Origin of the sequence: Pseudomonas sp. A2 (genome assembly GCF_023100865.1) — a bacterium.
Taxonomy (GTDB): domain Bacteria; phylum Pseudomonadota; class Gammaproteobacteria; order Pseudomonadales; family Pseudomonadaceae; genus Aquipseudomonas; species Aquipseudomonas asiatica.
Genome location: NZ_CP039127.1, coordinates 4,659,560 through 4,683,861 on the forward strand (window position 1 = coordinate 4,659,560; position 24,302 = coordinate 4,683,861).

A 24,302-nucleotide genomic window follows, 5' to 3' on the forward strand; every position below is an offset into this window, starting at 1 on the left:
CCGGCGGGATTACTTCTTCACGTTCAGGTAGTCGCCAGTCGTGTTCAGCACGATGGTGACATCGGCGTTGGTGCGGTTACGCCAGAACCAGCCATGGGTGCCATCGAACAGCGCGGTCAGGTCGCCCTTGTCGCCTTTCACCTGACGCCCTTTGCTGTAGCTGTGGAAATCGCCTTGGGCGGCGTTGTAGATCTCACCGTGGGTGTCGTGGTTGACCGGGCCGGATGCGGTCCATTCATAGCTCACAGTGCTGCCCTTGAGCATTTCCAGCTTGATCTCCCGACCTTCGCCTGGCGTCAGGGTTACGGTGACCTGATCGGACTTGGCGTTGGCAGCAGGTTTGCTGGATACGGGAGCCGCGGGCTGAGGGGCTGCTGCCACTTGCTGTACGGGTGGCGCTACCGGTGCAGGTGCCGGTGCAGCAGCAACGACAGGAGCTGGGGCCGGAGCAGCTGCCGCTTTCGACGCAGCCTCGTCAGCCAAAGCCTCGGCAGCGAGGGTGATCTTGATCTCGCCCATTTGCGTCAGGCCCATGGCGCGGCCCAGGCCGGTCGGGTCGACCGCGTATTCCGAAGGCATCACCACGGTGACCAGCAGGCCCATGGCGACAGCCAGGGCAATGACGGTGGAACGAACGAGTTGGCGGCTGCTCGGCAATTCGCTTGCCGATGGGAGTGGAGAATTGAACATGATCAGGAGTCCTTAAGCGGTCAGAAACAGGCCGGAGATCTGGTAACCCATCAACAGGAAACCAGCACTCATCATTGCGACGTTGGCGGTATAGGCATGACGCCAGAAGCTTGGGGTCTGCCTCCAGAAGCCCATCAGGATCAGAATGGCGCTCAACGCCATCAGCTGACCGATCTCCACCCCTACGTTGAAGGCGATCAGGTTGGGGATCAGCCCATCGGGAGAGATCTCGTATTCCTGGATCTTGGTTGCCAGGCCGAAGCCGTGCAGCAGGCCGAAAATCAGCGTGGCGGCCTTGGTGTTCGGCTGATAGCCGAACCAGCGCTGGAAGGCGCCCAGGTTATCCAGGGCCTTGTACACCACCGAGAAACCGATGATTGCGTCGATGACGTACGAGCTGATGCTGACTTCCGTCAGCACGCCGATCAGCAGCGTCACCGAATGGCCGACCGCAAACAGCGTGACGTACAGGCCGACATCCTTCAGCCGGTAGAGGAAGAAGATGACGCCGAACAGGAACAGCAGATGGTCGTATCCCGTGACCATGTGCTTGGCGCCCATGTAGATGAAGGGGATCAGCATGACCCCGGTGCTTTCCTGGATGAAGCCCTTGTCACCCTCGGCCACGGCATGGGCCAGAGCTTCTGGCATGCCGATGAACAGCGAGGCGACGAGCAGGAACAGCAGATACAACAGGTGGCGTGAACGCATGGCGAACAGGCCCCCACCCTTTAGGGAGTGCGAATGCATGGATCAATCCTTTCTTGCAGTGATTGTTGGCCGCAGAGCGGCCTTGGTCAGGAAGCAAGCACAGGACGGGGTGGGCGTTCGATACGGAAGATGGGGGGCCAAGGCACGGAATCGCCCAGCATGGCCAGGTGTACCGAGGCTTCGAAATGACTGGAGAAGTGGATTGCAGCTGGTATCTGAGGCGTTTCGTGCTGGTGATCGGGCGTCAGGGGGGAGTGGTAGTGATCAGAGCACTGCGCACAACTCAGGGACGAGTCGTGGGAGTGATCATGAGTCAGGCTCTGGGCGCTCTTTGCCGTGATTTGCGAGAGGACGGAAAGTGAATAGGCATGACCGGTCCAGGCCAGCAGAAAGGCCATTGCCAAAGCCACGATCATGGTCGCTGAAAGAAAACGACGAGACATCCCAATGCTTATCCGGTTGAAACACGGTGTGAAATAGCGCGTTTGACCCAACCCCCCCAGGGGGATAGCATGCAGAGCGTAAAGTATCGCCGTCTGAGACTCAAGTCATGTCAGAACACGTTCACGACCAACCGCATGGTCACGCTCATACCCACCAGACTCACGACGCCATCATCAAACGCCTCAAGCGAGCGGACGGCCACCTGCGCAGCATCATCACCATGATCGATGAAGGACGTGAATGCGTGGACATCGCCCAGCAGCTCCATGCTGTTGAAAAGGCCGTGTGCCAGGCGAAGCGGACACTGATCCAGGACCACATCGACCATTGCCTGGAAGACTCGGTGACAGCCCTGAGCAAGGGCGACCGTTCGGCACTGGACGAATTCAAGCAAATCACCAAATACCTGTAGGCACGGTGCTCGGTTGTTGAATGTTTGAGTACGGCGGTTACCTCGGCCTGTTTCTGGCTGCATTCGGCGCGGCAACCCTGCTGCCCATGCAATCGGAGGCAGTGCTGGGCGGACTGCTGATATCCGAGCGTTTTTCCACAGCCATCCTGCTGGTGGTGGCCACCACAGGCAACGTACTCGGATCGGTTGTGAACTGGCTGCTGGGACGAGGTATCGAGGCTTATCGCGAAAAGCGCTGGTTTCCGGTAAAGCAAGCGGCCTTCGAAAAAGCCAAAGCCTCCTATGAACGTTACGGGTACTGGTCGCTGCTGCTCAGTTGGGTACCCATCATTGGAGACCCGCTAACCGTGATCGCCGGCGTGATGAAAGAGCCGCTCTGGCGGTTCGTCCTGATCGTCACGCTCGCCAAGGGCGGACGGTATCTGGTCCTTGCGATTCTCATCCTGGAGAACCTGAGTTGAGCGCGTACGAATCACCACCTTCGCGGGTTGAACGACACAACGGACAGGACCTCATCAAGTGGATCGCCCTGCTCACGATGGTGCTCGACCACATGCGTCTGGCATGGCCATCACTGGATAACCTGTTCATTCTGGGACGCCTCTCGTTCCCGCTGTTTTGCCTGGCGATCGCCGTGAATGTCTGTCGAACGGAAGTTGGCGCGTTGTTCACTCGCAGCAATGGCCGCTACCTAAGGAAGGTCTGAAGTAACCCTGTATTTCCGGTCGACTTCAGCCCTTGCTGCTTTTGAAAGCGGGCCGTCGATCAAAATCGACCAGGTAACCCGCTCAGTTCTCCGTTTTTGGCCGCCGCGAGCACCTCGCAGCAGCCATTTTCCGCATTAGGGGGCATGCCGAGATAAGGCAAAAATTAGGACATTCGTTCTGTAACCTGCTGTATCTAAAGGATTAACTTTGAGAGGCGCTGCTCAGTAGTGGCGGCTAAATATTGATCAATTATCTATGCCGAGATAATTGCAGATAATTCCCGCCGTCCGTACCCAGCGCGAGTTCATAAGATTGGAGAAATGCCGAGTTAGAGGGCCTGCGAACAGCTTTGGTCGAGGCTTTGCGCTTCGACGCATAACGGCTGCTTAGTACTGGGGGCTCTCCCAGAAGCGACAAAGGCGGCCTCAACGAGACCGCCTCAAACCAAGTTTCATCACCGGTACACGCACCCGGGAGAGGAAGCTCTTGGGCAGGTTTCAATAATAACACCGATCAAAGCGTCACTGCCAAAGCCCTCTCGCACTGCCGAGTAGCCTTCAGATAGTGTTCATTCGCTCTCTCTCGAAGCTACGGTGCGGATGGTTCGAGACCATCATGCGCAAACTCGGGGCCAAGATGACATTATCAAATGGCCAATTATCCTGGAGGCAGTTATGGAAAGGCTCCGCGAAAAACTGGATTTGCCGAGAGGCCACTACTATCTGCACGTCGCCGTACTGGCGGGCCTGCCGGTGTCGTTGATCTCCGATTTGGCAAGCGAGTTGGAGCGATCGCCAGCGCAGATCGCGCAGTGGATCACTGCGTCCCCCGGCAGTGCCGTGATGTCTATACAGGCTGGTGAGGTGTTCTGTCGTCTTATCGAGATCCTCGATGCGCTATTGGAGCTGTACGATGGGGATCTAGGAGGTGCGCTCCACTGGCTAACGGCACCGAATGTCGTGCTGTCCAATGAGAGGCCGGTCGAGGGGGTTTGGGGAGCAACGGAACAGAAAGTGCACTTAAGCCCAGCGCCTGCCCGCAAACCCTTGTGGCGTCTGGTTAGTTCGGGAAAACCATCGTTTTGTCGAACCATTGCATCGCCCTTTGTGATTGGCGTATAAACACACAAACACCTATTAGCGGAGAACGCTATGAATACCATTCGCTGGAATGTCGCCGTCTCGGCCGACACCGACCAGTCGCTTCGGATGTTTCTGGCCAGCCAGGGCGGCGGCCGTAAGGGCGACCTGTCGCGCTTCATCGAAGAAGCGGTACGGGCACACATCCTGGAGCTGAGCGCTGAGCAGGCCAAGGCCGCTAACGCCCATCTGAGTGAGGCAGAATTGACCAACGCGGTTGACGAAGCGCTCGACTGGGCACGTAAGCGCTGATGCGGGTCGTGTTGGATACCAACATCCTGTTCAGCGCCCTGATCTCGCCACATGGCGCGCCCGATGCGATCTACCGTGCCTGGCGGGCGGCGCGTTTCGAGGTGGTGACCTCGCGGATGCAACTCGATGAAATTCGTCGAGCCAGCCGCTATCCCAAGCTTCAGGCCATCCTACAGCCCGCCAAGGTGGGCGCCATGATCAATAACCTGCAACGGGCTGTGGTACTGGAGCGCCTGACCATCGAGGTCGAAGCCGATGATCCGGATGACTCGTTTTTGCTGGCCATGGCCTTGGCGGGCGATGCGGACTACCTGGTAACCGGTGATCGCCGCGCCGGCCTGCTGCAACGCGGGCACATCGAACGCACGCGGATCGTCACGCCCGCCGTGTTCTGCGTCGAGGTGCTGTGATCAATGCCGGTCGGTTTTCTGACTCAAGAGCAACGCGACGGTTTTGGCCGCTATGTTGATTCGCCCAGCCGTGAAGAGCTGGAACGTTACTTCCACCTGAGCGATGAAGACCGTGAAGCCATCCAGGTGCTGCGGGGTAGCCATAACCGTCTGGGTTATGCCGTTCTGCTGACCACCGTCCGCTTCGTTGGCGTTCTGCCGGACAAGCCCGCCGCCGTGCCGGTGGAAGTCCTGCAGGTGCTTTGCCGACAACTGGCGATTCCAGACCCCGACTGCCTCCAGCGCTATAGCGATCATCGCCGCTGGATACATGCCACCGATATTCAGAACCGCTTTGGCTATCGTCATTTCACCGATCCGGGCATCGGCTTTCGCTTGAGCCGCTGGCTGTATGCCCTCTGCTGGACGGGCACCGACCGGCCGGGAGTGCTGTTTGAGCGAGCCACCTCGTGGCTGTTCACACAGAAAGTCCTCCTGCCTGGTGTGTCTCAACTAGAGCGCTTTATCGCCCAGTTGCGCAGTCGGGTCGAAGAACGCCTCTGGTTTACGCTGGGCCGCAGCGTGACTGAGGAACAGCGATTGCAACTGCAAGACTTGCTGACGGTGGCCGAAGGCAACCGCAGCTCCCGGCTGGATCAATTGCGCTCCGGCCCGGTCATGGTCAGTGGCCCCGCGTTGATTCGGGCACTGCGCCGGCTCGATGACGTGCGCGGCATCGGCATCACCTTGCCGGCGGCGGCGCACATCCCTCCCAGCCGTATCGCCGCCCTGGCCCGCTTCGCCAACACGGCCAAGGTCACCGCGATTAATCGGCTGCCGGCGTCGCGGCGGATGGCGACACTGGTGGCCTTCGCACTCTGCCTGGAGGCGACTGCGCACGACGACGCACTGGAAGTCCTGGAGGCCTTGCTGCGCGACCTGTTCAGCAACGCGGAGAAGGCCGACAAGAAAGCCCGCATGCGCAGCCTGAAAGACCTGGATCGGTCGGCCGCGACGCTCGCCGCCGCGTGCAAGGTCGTGCTGGACAGCTCGATCAGCGATGACAACGTGCGCGCCCGGCTGTTCAACGACCTGCCGAGGACCACCCTGGAAAAGGCCCTGGAAGAGGTCAACGCGCTGATCCGCCCGGTAGATGACGTCTATTTTCTTGCATTGGAAGCGCGCTACCGCAGCGTGCGCCGCTTCCTGCCCGACCTGCTCAAGCACATCCGCTTCGGCTTCAGCCCGGCCGGCAAGGGCGTGGCGGCTAGTCTGGAGTGGCTGCAACTGAACCTGCCGCGCCGGAAGCCAGAGGATGACGCGCCGCAGGAGATCGTGGCCAAGGCTTGGCAGAAGCACATCACCCGCGAAGATGGCTCCCTCGACATGGGTGCCTATGTGTTCTGCACGCTCGATGCGCTGCGCACGGCCCTGCGCCGCCGCGATGTCTTCGTCTCGCCCAGTTGGCGCTATGCCGACCCGCGCCTTGGCCTGCTCGACGGTGCCGAATGGCTGGCGGCGCGACCGATCATCTGCCGGTCACTGGGCCTGACCATCGACGCCAAAACCACCCTGGACGCCTTGTCCGTCGAGCTGGATGCAACCTGGCTGGCAGTAGCCGCGCGCCTGCCCGACAACCCGGCGATTCAACTGAGCGAGAACACCGAGGGCAAGACCGAACTGTCGCTCGGGGCGCTGGACAAGCTGGACGAGCCCTGCTCGTTGCTGCAACTGCGGGCGGCCGTGTCTGACCTGATGCCGCGTGTCGATCTGCCGGAAATCCTCTTGGAAATCGCCGCCCGCACTGGCTTTTCCGAGGCCTTCACCCATGTCTCCGAACGCAATGCACGCGCCGACAACCTGGTCACCAGCCTCTGCGCGGTGCTGTTGGGCGGGGCCTGCAACACCGGCCTGGAGCCCTTGATCCGCACCGACAACCCGGCGCTGCGCCGTGACCGGCTGTCCTGGGTCAGCCAGAATTATATCCGCGACGACACCCTGTCAGCGGCTAACGCCATCCTGGTCGGAGCGCAAAGCCAACTGGAACTGGCCCAAGTCTGGGGTGGCGGCGAGGTCGCCTCCGCCGATGGCATGCGCTTCGTCGTACCGGTGCGCACCGTGCATGCCGGCCCCAATCCGAAGTATTTCGGCACCGGCCGGGGTGTCACCTGGTACAACCTGATTTCCGACCAATTCTCCGGCCTCAACGCCATCACCGTGCCCGGCACGCTGCGCGACAGCCTGGTGTTGCTGGCGGTCGTGCTGGAACAGCAGACCGAGTTGCAGCCGACGCAAATCATGACCGACACCGGGGCCTACAGCGATGTGGTGTTCGGGCTCTTCCGCCTACTTGGCTACCACTTCAGTCCGCGGCTGGCCGATGTCGGCGGTACCCGCTTCTGGCGCACGCGCCCGGACGCGGACTACGGCAAGCTCAACGGGCTGGCCCGCCAGTCGGTCAAACTCGACCTGATCGCCGAGCACTGGGACGACCTGCTGCGCCTGGCCGGCTCGCTCAAACTCGGCCGGGTGCCGGCGACTGGCATCATGCGCACGCTGCAAACGGGAGATAGACCCACCCGGCTGGCCCAGGCGCTGGCCGAATTCGGGCGGATCGAAAAGACTCTGCACACGTTGACCTATATCGACGACGAGTCCAAGCGCCGCGCCACCCTGACCCAGTTGAACCGAGGCGAAGGCCGGCACAGCCTGGCCCGCGCCGTGTTCCACGGCAAACGCGGCGAGCTCCGCCAGCGCTACCGCGAAGGCCAGGAAGACCAGCTCGGTGCTCTGGGCCTGGTGGTGAACATCATCGTGCTGTGGAACACCCTCTACATGACGGCGGCCGTGGAACGGCTCAAGCAGCACGGCTATCCAGTGCTGGAAGAGGATTTGGCCCGGCTATCGCCGCTGATCTACGAGCACATCAACATGCTCGGGCGGTATTCCTTTGCGGTACCGGAAGAAGTTGCGCGCGGCGAGCTGCGGCCACTGCGTAATCCAGACGACGACCTGTGATCCCCCTAAACGCTATGAGCAACACCCAAGCTGCTGCTGGATCGGCGGGCACTTCACCGAGCCGAACGAACAGAAAACGCAGCAATCCCCTGGGTTGGGGCGCAGCAGCGCCTTGCAGTTGCTGCACTCGTAATAGAACTGGCAGGCGTCCGTGGGCATGGTTTCCGGCTTGGCGAAGCCGCAGCGCGGGCAAGTCAGCACGGACTCAAGGACAATGGCGCTCATCGTGACCTCACTTCTGCACTGTGGAGGGGTATCCCGCGTTCGCGGTCGCCTCAGTCAGTGCCTCGGGCTGGGCCTTATCGGGATCGTAGGTGACGGTCGCCGTCTTCTGGTCGAAATTGACCTGGACGTCACTCACGCCGGACACCTTCTCCAGCGACTTCTTGACCGTGATCGGACAGAGTCCGCACGTCATGTTCTGCACGTCGAGCGTGACGGTTTTCGGGGGAGCCGCCAGCGCCACGAAGGGCAAGGCGAAAAGCACGGCGATCAGCAGTTTGCGCATGGTTAATCTCCTTCAGTAGAACAGCGGGGCGAGCCACGGCACGGCCAATAGGCCGAGCAGCAGCACGCTGACGATCCAGAACACGAGTCGCTGTCGCACGAGCGTGCGCGGATCGGCGCAGGGTGTACCTGGCGTACAAACCTGTGGCACCAGGTAGAGCTTGCGGAATGCCAATCCCAGGAACAGTAGAGTCAACCCGATGAAGAGGGGGCGTAGTGGCTCCATCATGGTCAGAGCGCCCACCCACGTACCGCCGACACCGAGTGCCAACAGCACCAGTGGCCCGACACAGCACACCGACGCACCGATGGCGGTCAGCGAACTCGCGACCAGCGAGCCTTTCCCGGTGAGTTGCATCCCCATTCCCATCTCCTGAGCCTGATTGCCTAGGTGCTATTCTAAACTCCGTACCAAAGTACGGAATCAAGGAGAAAGTGATGGCCACAGAGCTGACCATTGGCAAGCTGGCAGACGCCGCCGGGGTGAACGTCGAGACGATCCGCTACTACCAGCGACGCGGGCTGCTGGATGAACCAGCCAAACCCTTGGGTGGCCATCGGCGCTATCCGGTGGACATGGTGAAGCGACTGCGTTTCATCAAGCGGGCTCAGGCGCTGGGTTTCACGCTCTCGGAAGTCGGTGGACTGCTGACGCTGGATGAGTCGTGCGCCTGTGCCGAAACGCGAGCACGGGCTGCACGCAAGCTCGCGTTGATCGAGCAGAAGATGGCCGACTTGGTCGTCATGCAGCAACTGTTAGGCGAACTGGTGCAGCAATGTGATGCGGGAGACGGCGGAACGATCTGCCCGATCATCGAGGCACTGATCAGAGAGTAATGCCTGGCGGGTGAGCTGGAGATCGGAAAGCCCCTTTACGGTGGGATTCAGAGCTTACGTTGGTTTTTGGTTCCATTGCTCCCCAAACCCCAAGATCACCGAACTGCTGCTGGAGGTGGACGAATGGACGGGCTTCACTCGGCATTTCGCGCATCTGAAATCGGGCGACCCGGCCAAAGACAAGAACCTGTTGCTGACCACGATCCTCGCCGACGCGATCAACCTGGGCCTGACCAAGATGGCGGAGTCTTGCCCCGGCACGACCTACGCCAAGCTGGCTTGGCTGCAAGCCTGGCACATCCGCGACGAAACCTACGGGGCGGCGCTGGCCGATCTGGTCAACGCACAGTTCCGCCATCCCTTCGCCGAGCACTGGGGCGACGGCACCACCTCATCGTCGGACGGCCAGAACTTCCGCACCGGCAGCAAGGCCGAGAGCACCGGCCACATCAACCCGAAATACGGGAGCAGCCCAGGGCGGACGTTCTACACCCACATTTCTGACCAGTACGCGCCATTTCACACCAAGGTCGTGAACGTCGGCGTGCGCGATTCGACCTACGTGCTCGACGGCCTGCTGTACCACGAGTCCGACTTGCGGATCGAGGAGCATTACACCGACACGGCGGGCTTCACCGATCACGTCTTCGCCCTGATGCACCTCCTGGGCTTCCGCTTCGCGCCGCGCATCCGCGACCTGGGCGACACCAAGCTCTACATCCCGAAGGGCGACGCCGCCTATGACGCGCTGAAACCCATGATCGGCGGCACGCTCAACATCAAGCACGTCCGCGCCCATTGGGACGAAATCCTGCGGCTGGCCACCTCGATCAAGCAGGGCACGGTGACGGCCTCCCTGATGCTCCGAAAGCTCGGCAGCTACCCACGCCAGAACGGCCTGGCCGTGGCGCTCCGCGAGCTGGGCCGCATCGAGCGCACGCTGTTCATCCTGGACTGGCTGCAAAGCGTGGAACTGCGCCGCCGCGTGCATGCCGGCCTGAACAAGGGCGAGGCGCGCAATGCGCTGGCCAGGGCAGTGTTTTTCAACCGCCTGGGTGAAATCCGCGACCGCAGTTTCGAGCAGCAGCGCTACCGGGCTAGCGGCCTCAATCTGGTAACGGCTGCCGTCGTGTTGTGGAACACGGTCTATCTGGAACGGGCTGCGCACGCGCTGCGTGGCAACGGCCATGCCGTTGATGACGCGCTGTTGCAGTACCTGTCGCCGCTCGGTTGGGAGCACATCAACCTCACCGGCGATTACCTCTGGCGCAGCAGCGCCAAGATCGGCGCGGGCAAGTTCAGGCCGCTACGACCGCTGCAACCGGCTTAGCGTGCTTTATTTTCCGTTTTCTGAGGCGACCCCCTTCATCGCGAATTGCACCGCCCAAGACGATCTGCACTGAAATCAATACTTTCTGATGCCTCTTGATTAGAGATGCCAGCCATAATCATCTCATCGCCAACGCATACGGCGTTCGGCAGCCAACACACTCTCACTCACTACTGGAAGCTCAGACATGAAAACCATAGGCATTGAAAACTCGAAGTCCAGCGTACAGGCCCACTTAACGCTTGGAACCAAAACTATGGGGCTAGGTATCTATGGCGCGTACTTGGCTCTCGCTATTATTTACTTCTGGTTCGGCGGCATGAAATTTACCCACTACGAGGCCGAGGGCCTGGTTCCACTGGTGAGCAACAGCCCGCTTTTGGGATGGGTGTATAGCATTTTTTCGGTCGACATGTTCTCCAGCCTGCTCGGCATACTAGAGATTTCGATCGGCACTCTGATCGCAGGCCGCATGCTGTCGCCCAAACTATCCGTGGTAGGAGGCGCTCTGTCTGCAGGCCTGTTCTTCACAACCCTTAGCTTTATGTTTTCCACTCCGGGCGTCATTGAGCCTAGTTTAGGGTTTCCGGCGATTTCCGTTGCGCCAGGTCAGTTTCTGCTTAAAGACTTAGGGTTGCTTGCTGTTTCGATATTTGTGGCAGGCCATTCGCTGGTTGAACTGGAAAAACGTAAAATTAATGCATAATTTTTTCAATGGCTTAAGGCAGTAATGCCTTAGGCCTTTTTGCCATCATTTTCCCCCGCCAGATCTTTCAACCAGTCACGAGGGCTCAACCCCGTCTTGCGTCTAAATGCGCGAGACAGCGCCGAAGGACTTTCGTAGCCGACTTGAGCTGCAATCAGCGTAATCGAGCGCCCTTCTCGCATCAGCTTCTGAGCCAGGCTAACTCGCCAACTCAACAAATAATCAGCAGGCGTCTGTCCGATGACACTCTTGAAATGCACGGCATACGCAGCGCGTGACATATTTGACTCACTGGCCAGCTCTGCTATTGACCAGGCATGTTCCGGGGAGTTGTGCATCTGTAAAAGCGATCGGGCAAGCCGCATGTCGGCCAGTCCAGCCATCATTCCGGTGCGCAACTGGTGATGATCGAGCAGGTAACGGAGCAACAGAATGATTAGGAGCTCAAATAAGCGCTCAAGCGCGGCTTCCCTTCCACAATGCACATTTGCCGCCTCGGCAAACATCCACTCCAACGTGTCTGCCAGCATGGGCAGATCATCGAGTGCGAGCACCAAACAGTCCGGTAATGAAGCCGACAAAGGATTATCAATTCCGCCCTCAAACTCCATGGAAGCACACAACAACTTTGCGCCATCGGACTCACCCGCAAACAATTGATGCTTGGCGGGGCGTGGCATAAAAATCAAGCTAGGGCGAGTGAGCTGCAAATCCTTGCGATCGGGACCAAGCAACGTCACGCTGCCGGCCTGAAGCAGATGGATATAACCTCGCCGCTCGGCGCCATCGTAAGATGCAGAGCCGCATAGGTCGCCGTCATAGAACAGATTGGCCCGCACGCCGAACCGCGAGAGCAAATTAGACAAACGATCCATTGGCCGATCCTTGACGAGTCAGAACGCACAGACCATACCATTGTTGCCGCTGACCGAAAACTGACCCAGTAGAGGCTGTTCTGCCGACTGAAAACTGACCCAGGTGTTCAACTGCTTCTGCTCAATTTTTGAGCAGGAGAACACAGGGTGATCAGTATGGAAATGATGGGCAAAATTCGCCGGATGTATTTCCGCGACAAGCTGTCGCTGCATGAGATAGCCAAGCGCACCGGGTTGGCGCGCAACACGATTCGCAAGTGGGTCAGAGCACCTGAGGCCAAGCCGCCGGTCTACCAACGCCGCGCGATCTTCAACAAACTCAGCCCTTTTCACGCCACGCTGGAGCAGGCGCTAAAAGCCGATTCGCTGCGGCCCAAGCAACAGCGGCGCAGTGCCAAGGCGCTGTTGGCGCAAATCAAAGCCGAAGGTTATGACGGTGGCTACAGCCAGCTCACCGCGTTTATCCGTGCCTGGCGAGGGGGACAGGGCAAGGCGTCGCAGGCCTTTGTGCCGCTGACCTTTGCTCTTGGCGAGGCGTTTCAGTTTGACTGGAGCGAGGAAGGCTTGCTGGTCGGCGGCATTTACCGGCGTATGCAGGTGGCACATCTGAAGCTGTGTGCCAGCCGTGCGTTCTGGCTTGTGGCGTATCCGAGCCAGGGCCATGAGATGTTATTTGACGCCCATACACGCTCGTTCGGCTCCTTGGGCGGCGTGCCGCGCCGGGGCATCTACGACAACATGAAGACCGCCGTCGACAAGGTCAATAAGGGCAAAGGCCGGGCGGTGAATGCGCGCTTTGCGGTGATGTGCGCGCATTACCTGTTCGATCCGGACTTCTGCAACGTCGCCGCTGGTTGGGAAAAGGGCATCGTTGAAAAGAACGTGCAAGACAGCCGCAGGCGTATCTGGCTAGACGCCCAGGACTGCCAGTTTCACTCCTTCGAGGAACTCAATGCCTGGCTGGGCCAGCGCTGCCGCGCGCTTTGGAACGAGCTGACGCACCCTCAATACAGCGGGCTGAGTGTGGCCGAAGTGCTGGAGTTGGAGCGCGCTGAACTGATGCCTGTGCCAGCGCCATTCGACGGTTACGTCGAGCGGCCTGCGCGGGTCTCCAGCACCTGCCTGGTCAGCGTCGGGCGCAACCGCTACTCGGTGCCGTGTGAGTATGCGGGTAAGTGGGTCAGCAGCCGTTTGTATCCGACGCGAATCGAGGTGGTGGCTGACGACGCGCTGATCGCCAGCCATGTCCGCTTGCTGGATCGCGACCAGGTCAGCTATGACTGGCAGCACTACCTCCCGCTGATCGAACGCAAGCCCGGTGCGCTGCGCAACGGCGCGCCCTTTGCTGATCTGCCGGCGCCGCTGCGTCAGCTTAAGCACGGTCTGGGGCGTCATGCCGGCGGTGACCGGATCATGGCGCAAGTTCTGGCTGCCGTACCGGTCGCCGGGCTCGATGCGGTGCTGGTGGCTGTTGAGCTGGTACTGGAAAGCGGCAGCCTGAGCGCCGAACACATCCTCAATGTCGTGGCGCGCCTGGCCGCGACCGAACCACCACCCAGCGTCGAAACCCACTTGTCGCTCAAGGAAGCCCCCGTCGCTAACACGGCGCGCTACGACCGCCTGCGTGGCCAGACCGAGGAGATCGGTCATGCGTGATTTGATGGCGGAACTCAAGGAGCTGCGCCTGCACGGCATGGCCACGGCCTGGGCGGAGTTGACTGCGCAGGGTGAGTCGAACACAGCCTCGTCCAAGTGGCTGCTCGAACACCTGCTGGAACAAGAGCACACAGATCGCGCCATGCGCTCGGTGAGCCACCAGATGAACATGGCCAAGCTGCCGATGCACCGCGACCTGGCCGGCTTCGACTTCAGCGCCTCCAGCGCAGACGCTCGTTTGATCAGCGAACTGGCCAGTCTGGCCTTTACCGACACCGCGCAGAACGTGGTGCTGATCGGTGGGCCTGGCACCGGTAAAACCCACCTGGCCACTGCGCTGGCCGTGTCCGGCATCACCCGGCACGGCAAGCGCGTGCGCTTCTACTCCACGGTCGATCTGGTCAATCTGCTGGAGCGCGAAAAGCACGACGGCAAAGCCGGGCGGATCGCCCAAGCTCTGCTGCGCATGGATCTGGTCATCCTCGACGAACTGGGTTATCTGCCCTTCAGCCAGGCCGGCGGTGCGTTGCTGTTTCACCTGCTATCCAAGCTGTACGAACACACCAGCGTGGTGATCACCACCAACCTGAGCTTCGCCGAATGGTCGAGCGTGTTCGGCGACGCCAAGATGACCACCGCCCTGCTGGATCGGCTGACCCACCACTGCCACATCGTCGAAACCGGTAACGAGTCCTATCGCCTGCAACACAGTAGCTTGGCGGCCCAGGCCAAGATCAAATCACGGGAGCGAAAGCGTAAGGGCGGCCAGGAACCGGAGGACGATGAGCCGTTCTGATTTCATGGCGACGACGGCCTGCTACATGGCTGCGTGTGGCAGGTCTTAAACAACTGAACTGGGCTAGCGAAGGAGTGGGGGCAACAGCAGCTGCGCTGGTAGACTTATCCACAGTTGCTGGTAACAAAATCAGCAATCCGCCCTGGGTCAAATTTCAATCGGCAGGGTGGGTCAATTTTCCATCAGCGCCAACAACCACCCTTCTGGGAGTGGTGCTCAATGTGCTGTTGGCCTGGCCGGATTGCTGCTTCCGATCGGAGATGGTCAAACATCCTCGCACCCGAGACACGCTAGCCTTTGTGCCGGCGCTCTTCGGCGACGATGAACTGATGCCCAAGGAGCAGGCGCTGCTGAACCTATGCCTCGAGGAGAAAGCGAAAGGCCGCAAGGTCCTTGCATACACCGTCTACAGCGGGACGCGCGATACCACGTCCAGGCTGAAGAAGGTCCTCGAGCAGGCCGGTCTGCGCGTTGCGGTACTGCGGGCCACGGTTGAAACGGCTCGGCGCGAGGACTGGATCCTCGACCAGGTCGACCGCGGTATCGACGTGCTGCTCACCAACCCGGAGCTGGTCAAGACCGGGCTGGACCTGCTGGACTTCCCAACCATCGCGTTCCTGCAGACGGGGTACAACGTGTACACCCTACAGCAAGCCGCGCGGCGGTCGTGGAGGATTGGGCAGAAACATCCGGTCCGCGTGATTTTCTTCGGCTACGCCGGCAGCTCGCAGATTACCTGCCTGCAACTGATGGCCAAGAAGATCGCGGTGGCGCAGAGCACTTCGGGCGATGTACCGGAATCCGGGCTCGACTCACTGAACCAGGATGGGGACTCTGTTGAAATGGCTCTTGCTAGACAGCTTATAGCTACATGAAAAAAGGGCCACCAATCGGTGGCCTTTTTCCCTGAATGCTATTACTCCGATTCGTAACCGAAGCCACGACAAATCTCCCACACTGCGAGAAACGGAGTTAACATCTGATAACCAAACATCACTTCTTGTTGGCCAGTTTCATATAGATAACAAACATATTCAGTATACACTTCCCTCAAGAGCCCAGTAGTATGCGCCTCCAAATTGTGTGTAAATACCGCATCCACCATACTCGTCTTGAACCCATACCAATCCGGCAGTCCAGTTTCGACATGTATTGATCGCGAATCATTCAGAAGGCAGAACTCCAGCTGATCGCGGACGGCTCGAATCAAACGACCGGTAAAGTCACTTTCCATCGTCTCAAGCCAGTTAAAGCGCTGACCGTCTTTGGTTAGCTGGTTATAAATTAACTGAACTTCAGTCAGCCTCCCGGGTGCAGATCTTCCCCCTATCTCATCATCCTCAGCATACGTTCTCACCGAAGAAAATGGATTCATTGCCGCCACAACAATCATATTAGGATAGGGGAATAGACCCGCGATCTCGCTCCACTTCTGAGAGGCATAAACTATAGAATGGAACCCTTTGGACTCTAAAACCTGCGCAATAGAGTTGCTTATTTGATTCAGCGCATCTTTTGCGTACTGCGGAGGCTCGCTATATTCAGAGTCTATCCAGCCTTTAATCAGCGGAAACGACATGGTCACACAGGTCATGGAGTGATCATTGAATACGTTATTCTCGAACCATTTGTAGTAATTCTCATCAGGGTAAAATACATTAAGACAATAGCGCCCATCCTGACAAGAAGGAATAAGAGATACAATGTTCTTCTTATTCAGCAATAGCTCTTGAACGTATGCATCCTTTACCGTTCTGGTCTCCATCGGCGCAACCAACACAGTGGTGATTGCCGTCTCGTTAACTCCAGGAAATATCGAGCAGAAGTGATTTGCATAGGCTAAGAGTTCAGTAAAAGCTTGGCGTTCGGTTTGCTGCGACTTTTTCAACTCGATGATAGTGATGCCCGTAGACTCTGAGCACCCAAAAAGATCCACGCGAGTCGGATGAGGACCATTTTTTTCAAGCCGTAGCTCCTTAGCCGTTAAGACCAATTCTTCCAGCTGATCCAGAATTTCATTTATGGCACGTTCAACCTTTCGGCGTAGCAAGAAATGAAGCGGTGGAAATTCTTCGCCGTACCACTCCACCGGCTCCCTCCGCCCTGCAATCAAAGAGGAAAAATCTTCTCTATGGTTATTGAATATATAATCCCTGAATGCATTCTCACTTATATTCAGCATAGCAACCTCTTCGATGTAGTCAAAGCGGCGGGCTAACGGAAGAATAGACTGGCGTACTGCGATCGCAAGCTTCACCAGTTAGCTCCTCAACCATCCGATTTTTGGCATCTACCCAGCCTTGGAATACTGTACTACGCTCGTGAATCAAAGGGTGATTTGCGATTGAGGCCGCTATTAAATACGCGATGGCCTGCCCTGCCTCAACGCAGACAAACAAGGCGTGGTTGACTTGCCAGCTATTTTCTCCGTACACGCTAGTAAGCTCAAACCCATGCAAACCTTCTCCAACCGACCCGGAGTCAGACAGATGACCAATCACAGACTTGGTGTTAGGGTGCGCACCAAAATCTATTGAGGCCTCGTAATACCCCCAGACATAATCGGCCATCACCGGATCACTGCACTTTAAAATATCCACAGCTTTTTTAGCAGTAAATACATTCCGACACCTCTTTACAGCATTATCCGACGAATGTCTTTCAAGCCAAACATCAGCCTTGGTAGCGTCATTTGCTATGAGATAAGCGTAACAGGCAGACTCTAACGCAGCTCTAACTATTGGAAAAACGCAAACAACATGCCCAGACAAGGCCTCTCTAATCCCAGCCAGAAGCATGGTATATGCATTTATCATAAGCAAGTTTGCTGTCGGCTCTTGTGAGAGCGGAATAGAGAAAATCTCATCGTGAAAAATATCATCCATCTCAGCAATCAAATGCATGAGCTCAGGGGCTTCATTTGCGTGAGCCTGGGTATTTTCCAGTGTGGCAACCAAGTAATCGCGGACCCTACCAACCTTTATTTTCAATCGATCACCTTGCATATTTACAGATATGTGTATTTTGTCCGACTTTACCCAAAACGGTTAAACCGGTTTTATCAGCTCCGGCCCCTGATTGCGAACATTCCCGACCTGTTTGCTCACTGGGAACCATTGAAAGTCGGTACTATGCCGGCAGCCTGTTTGGACTATTTCTGCCAGCCGTTCAGTTGTTATGCCTGGATCAATCCATTCTCGGGCAAGCTCAGGAGTAAGCACTAACGGCTTACGATCATGGATATCCACCAAACCTTCATCAGCCGCAGCAGTCACGATAACGAAGCCACTGCGTTCATCTGGTTCCAGCCCTGGATGAACCTCGGCCAACGCCGCGAAAAACAATGACCTACCGTCCGCCGCTTGGATGTAGTAAGGCTGCTTGCGCTTCGGATCTGCAACATCGGGTATCCACTCGAACCACCCATTGGCCGGCGCCAAGGCTCGGCCATTCGGCCAAAGCGACTTGAAGAACTTCCCTGTCATCACCGTCTCGGCCCGCGCATTGATCGGGTCGACCCTCTTCCCCTTCGCCCAGAAAGGCGACCATCCCCACTTCACCCGATCGACGTTCAGTCCTCCCGGGGCGGGCCTTATCACCTCCACGCGAGTAGAAGGCGCCACGTTGTAACGGTTGATCCGCTCATGGTCATATCCGTTGATGACCACCAGATCGAGGGCCAACTGCCGCAGGTAGTCGTCCATGCTCTCGTAGATCGAGTACCTCCCACACATACCCACCTCGCTCGTTTGTCGGCTGCCAGGCATCCGCGCATTGACGTAGGAACGCTCTGACAGTTTACTGTATAAATATACAGATATCCTTTTGAGTTGATCTGCCATGACCATCACCTTCCTGGGCGCGCCGACGGGCGGCCTTATGCTGCTGCCGGTGTACTCCTTCCGTGTGCCGGCCGGGTTCCCTTCGCCAGCGGCGGATCACCTGGAGCGTCACATCTCCCTCGACGAGCTGTTCGACCTGCGTGCACCTCACGTGTATCTGGTGCAGGTGGAGGGCGACAGCATGCAGGGCGCCGGGATCTTCTCGGGCGATCTTCTCATCGTAGACCGCAGTAGGGAGGCCGAGCACGGCGATATCGTGATCGCCGCGATCAACACCGAGCCCGTCTGCAAACGCCTTTATCGTCGCGACGGCGTGCTGGTCCTGCAATCGGAGAATCCAGCCTACCCCCCGCGCCACGTTATGGAAGGCGACGACCTAGTCATCTGGGGTGTGGTTCGCTACAGCGTGCGCGATCATGCCCAGTGACCACCAGGTGTTCGCGCTGATCGACTGCAACTCGTTCTATGCGAGCTGCGAGCGCGTGTTCCGGCCGGATCTGGCCAAGACGCCCATCGTGGTGCTGAGCAACAACGACGGCTGTGTAATCGCCAGGTCATACGACGCCAAGCCGTACGTGAAGATGGGCGAGCCCTATTTCCAGGCCAAGGAGAAGTTGCGGCGGCATGGCATCGTGGCATTTTCGTCCAACTATGCGCTGTATGGCGACATGAGCGAGCGGGTTATGTCGCTGATCGAATCGATGGTGCCTGCGGCCGAGGTCTACTCGATCGATGAATGCTTCGCTGATCTCACTGGCGTGCAGGGGAGTCTGACCCAATTCGGCCGGGAGGTACGCGCCAAGGTGCTGCGCTGCACTGGCATCCCTGTCGGTGTGGGGATCGCCCGAACCAAGACTCTGGCGAAGCTCGCCAACCACACCGCGAAGCGGCTGCAGGCGCATACGGGTGGGGTGGTCGACATCACTGATGATTTCAAGCGCGACTGGGTACTGCGCAACACTGAGGTGAAAGAGGTCTGGGGCATTGGCCGGCGGATGACGGCACACCTCGAGGCGATGGGCATCTGCAGGGCCATGGACCTAGCGAAGGCAGATCCGCGGATGCTGCGTGACAAGTTCAGCGTGGTGGTGGAAAAGACAGCGCGCGAGCTCGCCGGCACGCCGTGCCTCGAACTGGATGAGGCTGATCCGCCGAAGAAGGAGATCTGCTGCAGCCGGATGTTCGGTAAGAAAATGACCGAACTGACACCAATCAAGCAGGCGGTAGCGACCTATGCAGCGCGAGCAGCCGAAAAGCTGCGCGCCCAGGGATCGGTGTGCAAGCGCATGCGAGTGTCGATCCGCACAGGCATGTTCAATCCCAACGAACTGCATTTGGCGAAAGGGGCGCTGGTTGAACTGCCTTACCCCACGAGCGACACTCTATTGCTCACGCGGGCAGCGACTGAGGCTGTGGAGAAGGTCTACCAGGACGGGTACCGCTACAGCAAAGCCGAGGTGCTGCTGCTCGATCTACGGCAACCAGGTGAATTCACTGACGATCTGTTCGCGTCAACGCAGCCAGTTGCCTGCGATCGCCTGATGTCGGTTATGGATGGCATAAACCTTCGGTACGGCAAAGGCACACTGAGGTCTGCCAACGTCCCCCGAAGCCCAGAGTGGGGTATGCGTCGAGAGCTCTTGAGCCAGTCGTTCACAACAAGGTTGGATGAGCTGTGGCGGGTTTACTGTAAGTGAATAACTAGTTAAGGTCTGGGAGAGCACACGCGCATACTTAATTGGCATTGCCAACTGGATAAATTAGCATCCAGTGTATATGCTCTCAAAAAATTCATCACCAACACGGCATACTAGATCAATAAGGAATTCCATGAAACTTCCAGGGCGAAATGAACGTTGCTGGTGCAAATCTGGGAAGAAGTTTAAACACTGCCACCTAGACATTGATCGCCAACCACCTGTAGCAGCACACACTGTCTTGCAAACCCTTGGCTCTTTCAAGAAAAATAAAAAATGTAGCGTACCGCAATCATTGCAGCACGAGTGCTCAGGCGGGATAATAAATGCCCACACCGTCTCAAAAAGCTCATCTCTGAAGGCGATAGCTAGAAACGGGCACGTATTAAAAATATCGATAGAACTAAAAGTTAATATCCCGCCAAAAATAAAATTGAGCGAGGTGGGTATAAATAGCGCCTCGACTTTTACAGGCTTCTGTGCCAGCCATGATAAAAAATTATTCTCAACAATCGAAGACCAACCGTTCAAGCCTGTACCATCACACTGCTTCCTGATTATGTACAGAGGCATTTCCAGAGAGATCTTCAGCAAAGAGTACGCCTCAAAAACCTTTGATTTCATGAGGATCCTAGACAGGGGAAAGAGCCTGGCTGAACAGGTCGTAATCCAGAATGCATCAGCCTTACTCGGGAATAATAACTCCTTAACAACAAGCGACCTAAAACACATAAAATCAAAGCTAGACACTATGTTAGTCACGGGCGACTACAGCGACTTAAACTACGCCGTATTCACACTTGAATCCCCACCACCGATAATGGGAAGTGCTATAGTTGGCCCGACATTCGACTTTGATGGATATGAAGCCCAGAAGATAACAAGCATTCCTGGCGACATGCCGGACTACATGACCATTAATTCATTCGCTAGTGACGGCAAAGGCTTCATTGTTTTATCCTGGCTTTCAGAACACTCTTTGACCTGCAACAAACTGATAAGACAATTCTTGGACAAGAAACTAACAGCCGACAGCCTGGCGGCCTTTATGGTGTTACTAATAGAGAACTTCTACATTTCACCAAGCTGGTGGGAATCACTGGATAACGGCACACAAGCCCTGATAAAAAATATGTACTCGCAAGGTGTAGAAACCCACACCGATGGCAACTCGATAAACATCGACCGCCCACTGCACTTCCCTGCAATAATAAATGTATCAATGAACCCCACGCTTTAGATCCAGCCATCATAAACTGAGCAGATGGAACCCGCGGCTGCCAGGACTTTGAAGGATCGGCGTATTCCATGATGCTCATTGTGAGCGCACGAGGGCGGCAGAGGGCGCTGGACTGTACGAGGGGCTTTTCAGTCCCGGCGCTCGCCAACAGAGGGTTTGCCCTTCGACATCGATCGAGAAATTCCACGCCGGCGGGCTAAGTATTTTCTGCTGAATCAGGATCATGGTTGCGCGAGGGTGTACTCGGCTTCGAGAGGACACCCATGAAACTGCCGATCCGAAAACACCTGCCCCTTGCTATGGGCCTGCTCATCCTGGGCGCCATCATCGCGTTCCAGCAGTACCAGCTGTCGACTCTGTCTCGCGCCGTGAATGGAGCAGCAGAAAAAGTCTCGATCGATGCACTCCAGAACAGGGTGAGCGCGATCGACGATCGGCTCGACAATGTGTCAGGCAAACCCCTGGTCACGATGGAAGACTTCCGTATAAGCCAGCAAGCGCTCTCGAGCCGGATCGATGCTGTGCAGGCCACAGCATCGCAGGCCCACGAGGCTGCAGCTGAAGCCACTCGCTCTTCCGCGACTGCGGGCGATCTCCTAGTACTGAAAGCCGACCTTGAGTCGCTCGACGGCAAACTGCAGAAAATGAGCAAGCCTCAGGCTCAGGCGACTGCACCAGCCCCCAAAACCTCCTCCAAACCGAAGGCGAAGCCCGCACCGGTTAAAGCCCCACCAATCCCGCAAGATCCTCCGCCCTTTCAGATGGTCGGCCTCGAATACCGAGGCGGAGAGCGTTTCCTGTCTGTTGCCCCCACTGGTAGCACGCGGCTGAGCCAGATCTACCTGATTCGGCCTGGCGAAGTGGTCAGCGGCAGCAACTGGCGCCTCAGGGCTGTAGATGAACGGACCGCAACCTTCGACGCCGGCGGAACAACCCGAACCCTGAGCATCCAGCCATGAGTAAAGCACCATGAATCTACCGATCGTTCGAGCCATCGCCTGCGCCTGCGCGTTTACCGCAATTGGCATTGAGGCCGCGCCGCTTCCTTCCGCCGCTGGAGGGGCCGCCTCCAGTGTTCAACAGCTCACCAGCGAAAGCACCCTGTCCCAGAACAAGCTCGATGATAGAGCCGCGCAGGAGTGGGGACTGACCCCCAAGGAGTACGAACGATATCAAGAGGTAATGCAGGGACCCCGGGGGGTGTATTCGCCAGGGCTTGACCCTCTCACCGCGCTGGGAATCGAGGCCCGATCAGAGAGCGAACGACGCCGGTTCGCCGAGCTGCAGGTCCAAGCAGAGCGCCAACGAGTCGATCGGGAGCTCGCCTACCAGCGAGCCTACGACGAGGCGTACCAGCGCATGTTCCCAGGCATCAAAGCCATTGAGATTTCGACCACCCCTTCGGGCCAGGCCGGATCCGGGAGCGGCCCAGCTCTGGAGGGCAACGGGCGCATGGCACTCTTCGTCAAAGACGACTGCCTACCCTGTATCAACCAGGTCAAACGGCTGCAGGCGTCACAGACGCCGTTTGATCTGTATTTCGTCGGCAGCCAGCAAGACGATGAAAGGATCCGCCGCTGGGCAATTCTCGCGGGTATTGACCCGTCCAGCGTTAAAAGCCGTCTGATCACACTGAATCATGACCAGGGCCGCTGGGTTCGCCTCGGGCTCGGTGGCTCGCTGCCAGCCGCCGTAACACAGGTGAATGGATCATGGCGTCGTCAGTGAGCGGGTGGCGGCTCTACGTTCTGTCGGTGGTTCTGCTCGCCGGCAACGCATGGGGTGTAGAAGATCCGCCAGCAGCTTACAAGGCGATCGGCATCAGACACGGGGTCCCGCCCGTTGTGCTCTATTCGGTGGCACTGCAGGAAAGCGGGACGCGATTGCGCGGGCAGCTTGTGCCGTGGCCCTGGACGTTGAATGTTGCCGGAACCGGCTACCGCTTCGCCACACGAGCAGACGCTTGCCAAGCTCTGATGATAGCGATTGTTAAGGCTGGACCCGCTCGAGTCGACGTGGGGCTGGGACAAACAAATATTCGCTTCAACGGGCATCGCTACCGCTATCCCTGCGAAGGCCTGGATCCATACAAGAACCTGGCGGTGACCGCTCAGATCCTGGCTGAACAAAAGGCTAAGGGTGGAACCTGGATCGATGCTGCGGGGCGGTATCACCGCCCTGCCGGGGGGGCGCCGGCCGCGAAGTACCGTAGCTATTTCACGAAACATCTTAGCCGGGTCACCGGCATCAAATTCGAGGTAGTGACCCCATGACATATCCCCACGCCCGGCGATCACACGCCGTGCAGGCCCTGGCCCTCGCGATCGTGAGCAGCCTGGCTCTGCCCTGCAATGCTGATCAGCAAGCGGTGCTCACCGTGGTGGAGGACCGTGGCGGCTCATCCGCACTGTCCTACTACCAAGACATTGATCCCGAGCCTACGCACACCACCCCAGTTGTGACTGGCGTCCGGGCGGGCGGGGCATTTCCGGTGTCGACTCCAGAACTGAGCCCCGGCCCAGTACATGGACGAGTGATCAACGCAGCAGGTCTGCAGCCGATGTTCATCGTTGGGGATGATCCAACGTCGCAGGCCTGGCTCAAGCAGAAGCTGTCGGCACTTCAAGGCCTGCAGGCAGTAGGCCTTGCTGTGAATGTCAGCAACGCTGCACGACTGCAAGAGATCCGCCGCTGGGCACCTGGGTTGCAGGTGATGCCTGTACCTGCCAGCGATATTGCTGGTCGCCTGGGGCTGCAGCACTACCCGGTGCTGATCACAGCTACAACCCTTCAGCAGTGAGAACCGGGATGCGCCCAACACGACTATCGCCAGTGTTCACACTGATCATCAGCCATCCCCTACACCGGCCCGGCCGGGAGCAAATGATTGAGCAGGTTCGCCATGTGAGCGAGCTGTACGGTGCTCGCTTGACAGGAATCTCCGAGCTCAACGAACACGCATTCGCCCAGCGCCTGGCCGAACGGCTGACACCGGACCAGGTTGAGCAAGCGCGTGCGGAAGTCGACGCCATGACATACACCGCGAGGACCTGA

Annotated in this window: 27 protein-coding genes and 3 pseudogenes; 21 read left to right on the plus strand and 9 right to left on the minus strand. The window is 58.1% G+C overall.

Features of this window, described 5'->3' with window-relative positions; all coding sequences use genetic code 11:
* Positions 1–9 precede the first annotated feature (9 nt).
* Positions 10–690, minus strand: coding sequence for a hypothetical protein (locus E5221_RS21560; protein ID WP_003089089.1), 681 nt, complete (start codon positions 688–690; stop codon positions 10–12).
* Positions 691–702: 12 nt separating this feature from the next.
* Positions 703–1,440, minus strand: coding sequence for a HupE/UreJ family protein (locus E5221_RS21565; RefSeq protein WP_003089091.1), 738 nt, complete (start codon positions 1,438–1,440; stop codon positions 703–705).
* Positions 1,441–1,951: 511 nt separating this feature from the next.
* Between E5221_RS21565 and E5221_RS21570 the strand changes: the two genes are divergently transcribed.
* From E5221_RS21570 to E5221_RS21600, 7 genes and pseudogenes are all read left to right on the plus strand, one after another.
* Positions 1,952–2,257, plus strand: coding sequence for a metal-sensing transcriptional repressor (locus tag E5221_RS21570; RefSeq protein WP_003089094.1), 306 nt, complete (start codon positions 1,952–1,954; stop codon positions 2,255–2,257).
* Between the two features lie 20 nt (positions 2,258–2,277).
* The gene (locus tag E5221_RS21575; RefSeq protein ID WP_003089095.1) at positions 2,278–2,718 is read left to right on the plus strand and encodes a YqaA family protein; all 441 of its coding nucleotides are present in this window, start codon (positions 2,278–2,280) and stop codon (positions 2,716–2,718) included.
* Positions 2,715–2,951 (plus strand): annotated as a pseudogene (locus tag E5221_RS21580) (TraX family protein); the annotation flags it as partial. The gene E5221_RS21575 and the pseudogene E5221_RS21580, both read left to right, overlap by 4 nt.
* 687 nt (positions 2,952–3,638) lie before the next feature.
* Positions 3,639–4,085 (plus strand): hypothetical protein, encoded by a 447-nt coding sequence (locus E5221_RS21585; protein ID WP_003288519.1) that lies wholly within the window; start codon positions 3,639–3,641, stop codon positions 4,083–4,085.
* A gap of 30 nt (positions 4,086–4,115) precedes the next feature.
* Complete coding sequence (locus E5221_RS21590) at positions 4,116–4,355, plus strand: ribbon-helix-helix domain-containing protein (protein WP_003089107.1); 240 nt, start codon at positions 4,116–4,118, stop codon at positions 4,353–4,355.
* Positions 4,355–4,765 (plus strand): putative toxin-antitoxin system toxin component, PIN family, encoded by a 411-nt coding sequence (locus tag E5221_RS21595; RefSeq protein ID WP_003150546.1) that lies wholly within the window; start codon positions 4,355–4,357, stop codon positions 4,763–4,765. The genes E5221_RS21590 and E5221_RS21595 overlap by 1 nt, the downstream gene beginning before the upstream one ends.
* Before the next feature lie 3 nt (positions 4,766–4,768).
* Complete coding sequence (locus E5221_RS21600; RefSeq protein ID WP_003089110.1) at positions 4,769–7,762, plus strand: Tn3 family transposase; 2,994 nt, start codon at positions 4,769–4,771, stop codon at positions 7,760–7,762.
* Positions 7,763–7,774: 12 nt separating this feature from the next.
* Here E5221_RS21600 and E5221_RS21605 read toward each other — a convergent pair whose 3' ends face one another.
* The 3 genes from E5221_RS21605 to E5221_RS21615 are packed head-to-tail and all read right to left on the minus strand — an operon-like array spanning position 7,775 to position 8,633.
* The gene (locus tag E5221_RS21605; RefSeq protein WP_003089113.1) at positions 7,775–7,987 is read right to left on the minus strand and encodes a GDCCVxC domain-containing (seleno)protein; all 213 of its coding nucleotides are present in this window, start codon (positions 7,985–7,987) and stop codon (positions 7,775–7,777) included.
* A gap of 7 nt (positions 7,988–7,994) precedes the next feature.
* Positions 7,995–8,270, minus strand: coding sequence for a mercury resistance system periplasmic binding protein MerP (merP, locus tag E5221_RS21610; RefSeq protein ID WP_003150552.1), 276 nt, complete (start codon positions 8,268–8,270; stop codon positions 7,995–7,997).
* Between the two features lie 12 nt (positions 8,271–8,282).
* Positions 8,283–8,633 (minus strand): mercuric transporter MerT family protein, encoded by a 351-nt coding sequence (locus E5221_RS21615; protein WP_003089115.1) that lies wholly within the window; start codon positions 8,631–8,633, stop codon positions 8,283–8,285.
* 74 nt (positions 8,634–8,707) lie between these two features.
* Here E5221_RS21615 and merR point away from each other — a divergent pair, with 74 nt between their 5' ends.
* The 3 genes and pseudogenes from merR to E5221_RS21630 all read left to right on the plus strand — a co-directional run bounded on the left by merR (position 8,708) and on the right by E5221_RS21630 (position 11,142).
* Positions 8,708–9,106, plus strand: a complete 399-nt coding sequence (merR, locus tag E5221_RS21620; RefSeq protein ID WP_003089120.1) for an Hg(II)-responsive transcriptional regulator — start codon at positions 8,708–8,710, stop codon at positions 9,104–9,106.
* An 82-nt stretch (positions 9,107–9,188) separates the two neighbouring features.
* A pseudogene (locus tag E5221_RS21625) lies at positions 9,189–10,436 on the plus strand (Tn3 family transposase); the annotation flags it as partial.
* A gap of 187 nt (positions 10,437–10,623) precedes the next feature.
* Positions 10,624–11,142, plus strand: coding sequence for a DUF417 family protein (locus E5221_RS21630; protein WP_003464991.1), 519 nt, complete (start codon positions 10,624–10,626; stop codon positions 11,140–11,142).
* A gap of 29 nt (positions 11,143–11,171) precedes the next feature.
* Here the strand turns inward: E5221_RS21630 and E5221_RS21635 are convergent, their stop codons facing one another.
* Positions 11,172–12,017, minus strand: coding sequence for an AraC family transcriptional regulator (locus tag E5221_RS21635; protein ID WP_003464995.1), 846 nt, complete (start codon positions 12,015–12,017; stop codon positions 11,172–11,174).
* Between the two features lie 156 nt (positions 12,018–12,173).
* Here E5221_RS21635 and istA point away from each other — a divergent pair, with 156 nt between their 5' ends.
* From istA to E5221_RS21650, 3 genes and pseudogenes are all read left to right on the plus strand, one after another.
* The gene (gene istA, locus E5221_RS21640) at positions 12,174–13,673 is read left to right on the plus strand and encodes an IS21-like element ISPst3 family transposase (RefSeq protein WP_024012635.1); all 1,500 of its coding nucleotides are present in this window, start codon (positions 12,174–12,176) and stop codon (positions 13,671–13,673) included.
* Positions 13,666–14,469 (plus strand): IS21-like element ISPst3 family helper ATPase IstB, encoded by an 804-nt coding sequence (istB, locus tag E5221_RS21645; RefSeq protein WP_010454871.1) that lies wholly within the window; start codon positions 13,666–13,668, stop codon positions 14,467–14,469. Before istA ends, istB begins: the two co-directional genes overlap by 8 nt.
* Positions 14,470–14,663: 194 nt before the next feature.
* Positions 14,664–15,344: pseudogene (locus E5221_RS21650) on the plus strand (helicase-related protein); the annotation flags it as partial.
* Between the two features lie 41 nt (positions 15,345–15,385).
* On the opposite strand, the gene E5221_RS21655 reads toward E5221_RS21650, so the two are convergent.
* The 3 genes from E5221_RS21655 to E5221_RS21665 are packed head-to-tail and all read right to left on the minus strand — an operon-like array spanning position 15,386 to position 18,203.
* Positions 15,386–16,726 carry a hypothetical protein gene (locus E5221_RS21655; RefSeq protein WP_028692963.1) on the minus strand — a complete coding sequence of 447 codons (1,341 nt, stop codon included), beginning with the start codon at positions 16,724–16,726 and terminating at the stop codon, positions 15,386–15,388.
* Positions 16,671–17,459 carry a hypothetical protein gene (locus tag E5221_RS21660; RefSeq protein ID WP_081011201.1) on the minus strand — a complete coding sequence of 263 codons (789 nt, stop codon included), beginning with the start codon at positions 17,457–17,459 and terminating at the stop codon, positions 16,671–16,673. Before E5221_RS21660 ends, E5221_RS21655 begins: the two co-directional genes overlap by 56 nt.
* Before the next feature lie 57 nt (positions 17,460–17,516).
* A complete protein-coding gene (locus E5221_RS21665; protein WP_028692962.1) occupies positions 17,517–18,203 on the minus strand; it encodes an SOS response-associated peptidase family protein in 687 nt (228 codons plus the stop codon).
* 106 nt (positions 18,204–18,309) lie between these two features.
* Between E5221_RS21665 and E5221_RS21670 the strand changes: the two genes are divergently transcribed.
* The 8 genes from E5221_RS21670 to E5221_RS21705 all read left to right on the plus strand — a co-directional run bounded on the left by E5221_RS21670 (position 18,310) and on the right by E5221_RS21705 (position 24,302).
* On the plus strand, positions 18,310–18,738 hold the full coding sequence (locus E5221_RS21670) for a S24 family peptidase (RefSeq protein WP_028692961.1): 429 nt from the start codon (positions 18,310–18,312) through the stop codon (positions 18,736–18,738).
* Positions 18,728–20,008: a translesion error-prone DNA polymerase V subunit UmuC gene (umuC, locus tag E5221_RS21675; RefSeq protein ID WP_023628655.1), complete on the plus strand. Its 1,281-nt coding sequence runs from the start codon at positions 18,728–18,730 to the stop codon at positions 20,006–20,008. The genes E5221_RS21670 and umuC overlap by 11 nt, the downstream gene beginning before the upstream one ends.
* Positions 20,009–20,141: 133 nt before the next feature.
* Positions 20,142–21,248, plus strand: a complete 1,107-nt coding sequence (locus E5221_RS21680) for an SEC-C domain-containing protein (protein ID WP_023628656.1) — start codon at positions 20,142–20,144, stop codon at positions 21,246–21,248.
* A gap of 263 nt (positions 21,249–21,511) precedes the next feature.
* Positions 21,512–22,207, plus strand: a complete 696-nt coding sequence (locus tag E5221_RS21685) for a hypothetical protein (RefSeq protein WP_028690565.1) — start codon at positions 21,512–21,514, stop codon at positions 22,205–22,207.
* A gap of 10 nt (positions 22,208–22,217) precedes the next feature.
* The gene (locus tag E5221_RS21690) at positions 22,218–22,976 is read left to right on the plus strand and encodes a TIGR03759 family integrating conjugative element protein (protein WP_023628657.1); all 759 of its coding nucleotides are present in this window, start codon (positions 22,218–22,220) and stop codon (positions 22,974–22,976) included.
* Complete coding sequence (locus tag E5221_RS21695; RefSeq protein WP_023628658.1) at positions 22,961–23,521, plus strand: hypothetical protein; 561 nt, start codon at positions 22,961–22,963, stop codon at positions 23,519–23,521. The genes E5221_RS21690 and E5221_RS21695 overlap by 16 nt, the downstream gene beginning before the upstream one ends.
* Positions 23,518–24,048: an integrating conjugative element protein gene (locus tag E5221_RS21700; protein ID WP_051555665.1), complete on the plus strand. Its 531-nt coding sequence runs from the start codon at positions 23,518–23,520 to the stop codon at positions 24,046–24,048. Before E5221_RS21695 ends, E5221_RS21700 begins: the two co-directional genes overlap by 4 nt.
* Positions 24,049–24,131: 83 nt before the next feature.
* Positions 24,132–24,302 (plus strand): hypothetical protein, encoded by a 171-nt coding sequence (locus E5221_RS21705; RefSeq protein ID WP_152955717.1) that lies wholly within the window; start codon positions 24,132–24,134, stop codon positions 24,300–24,302.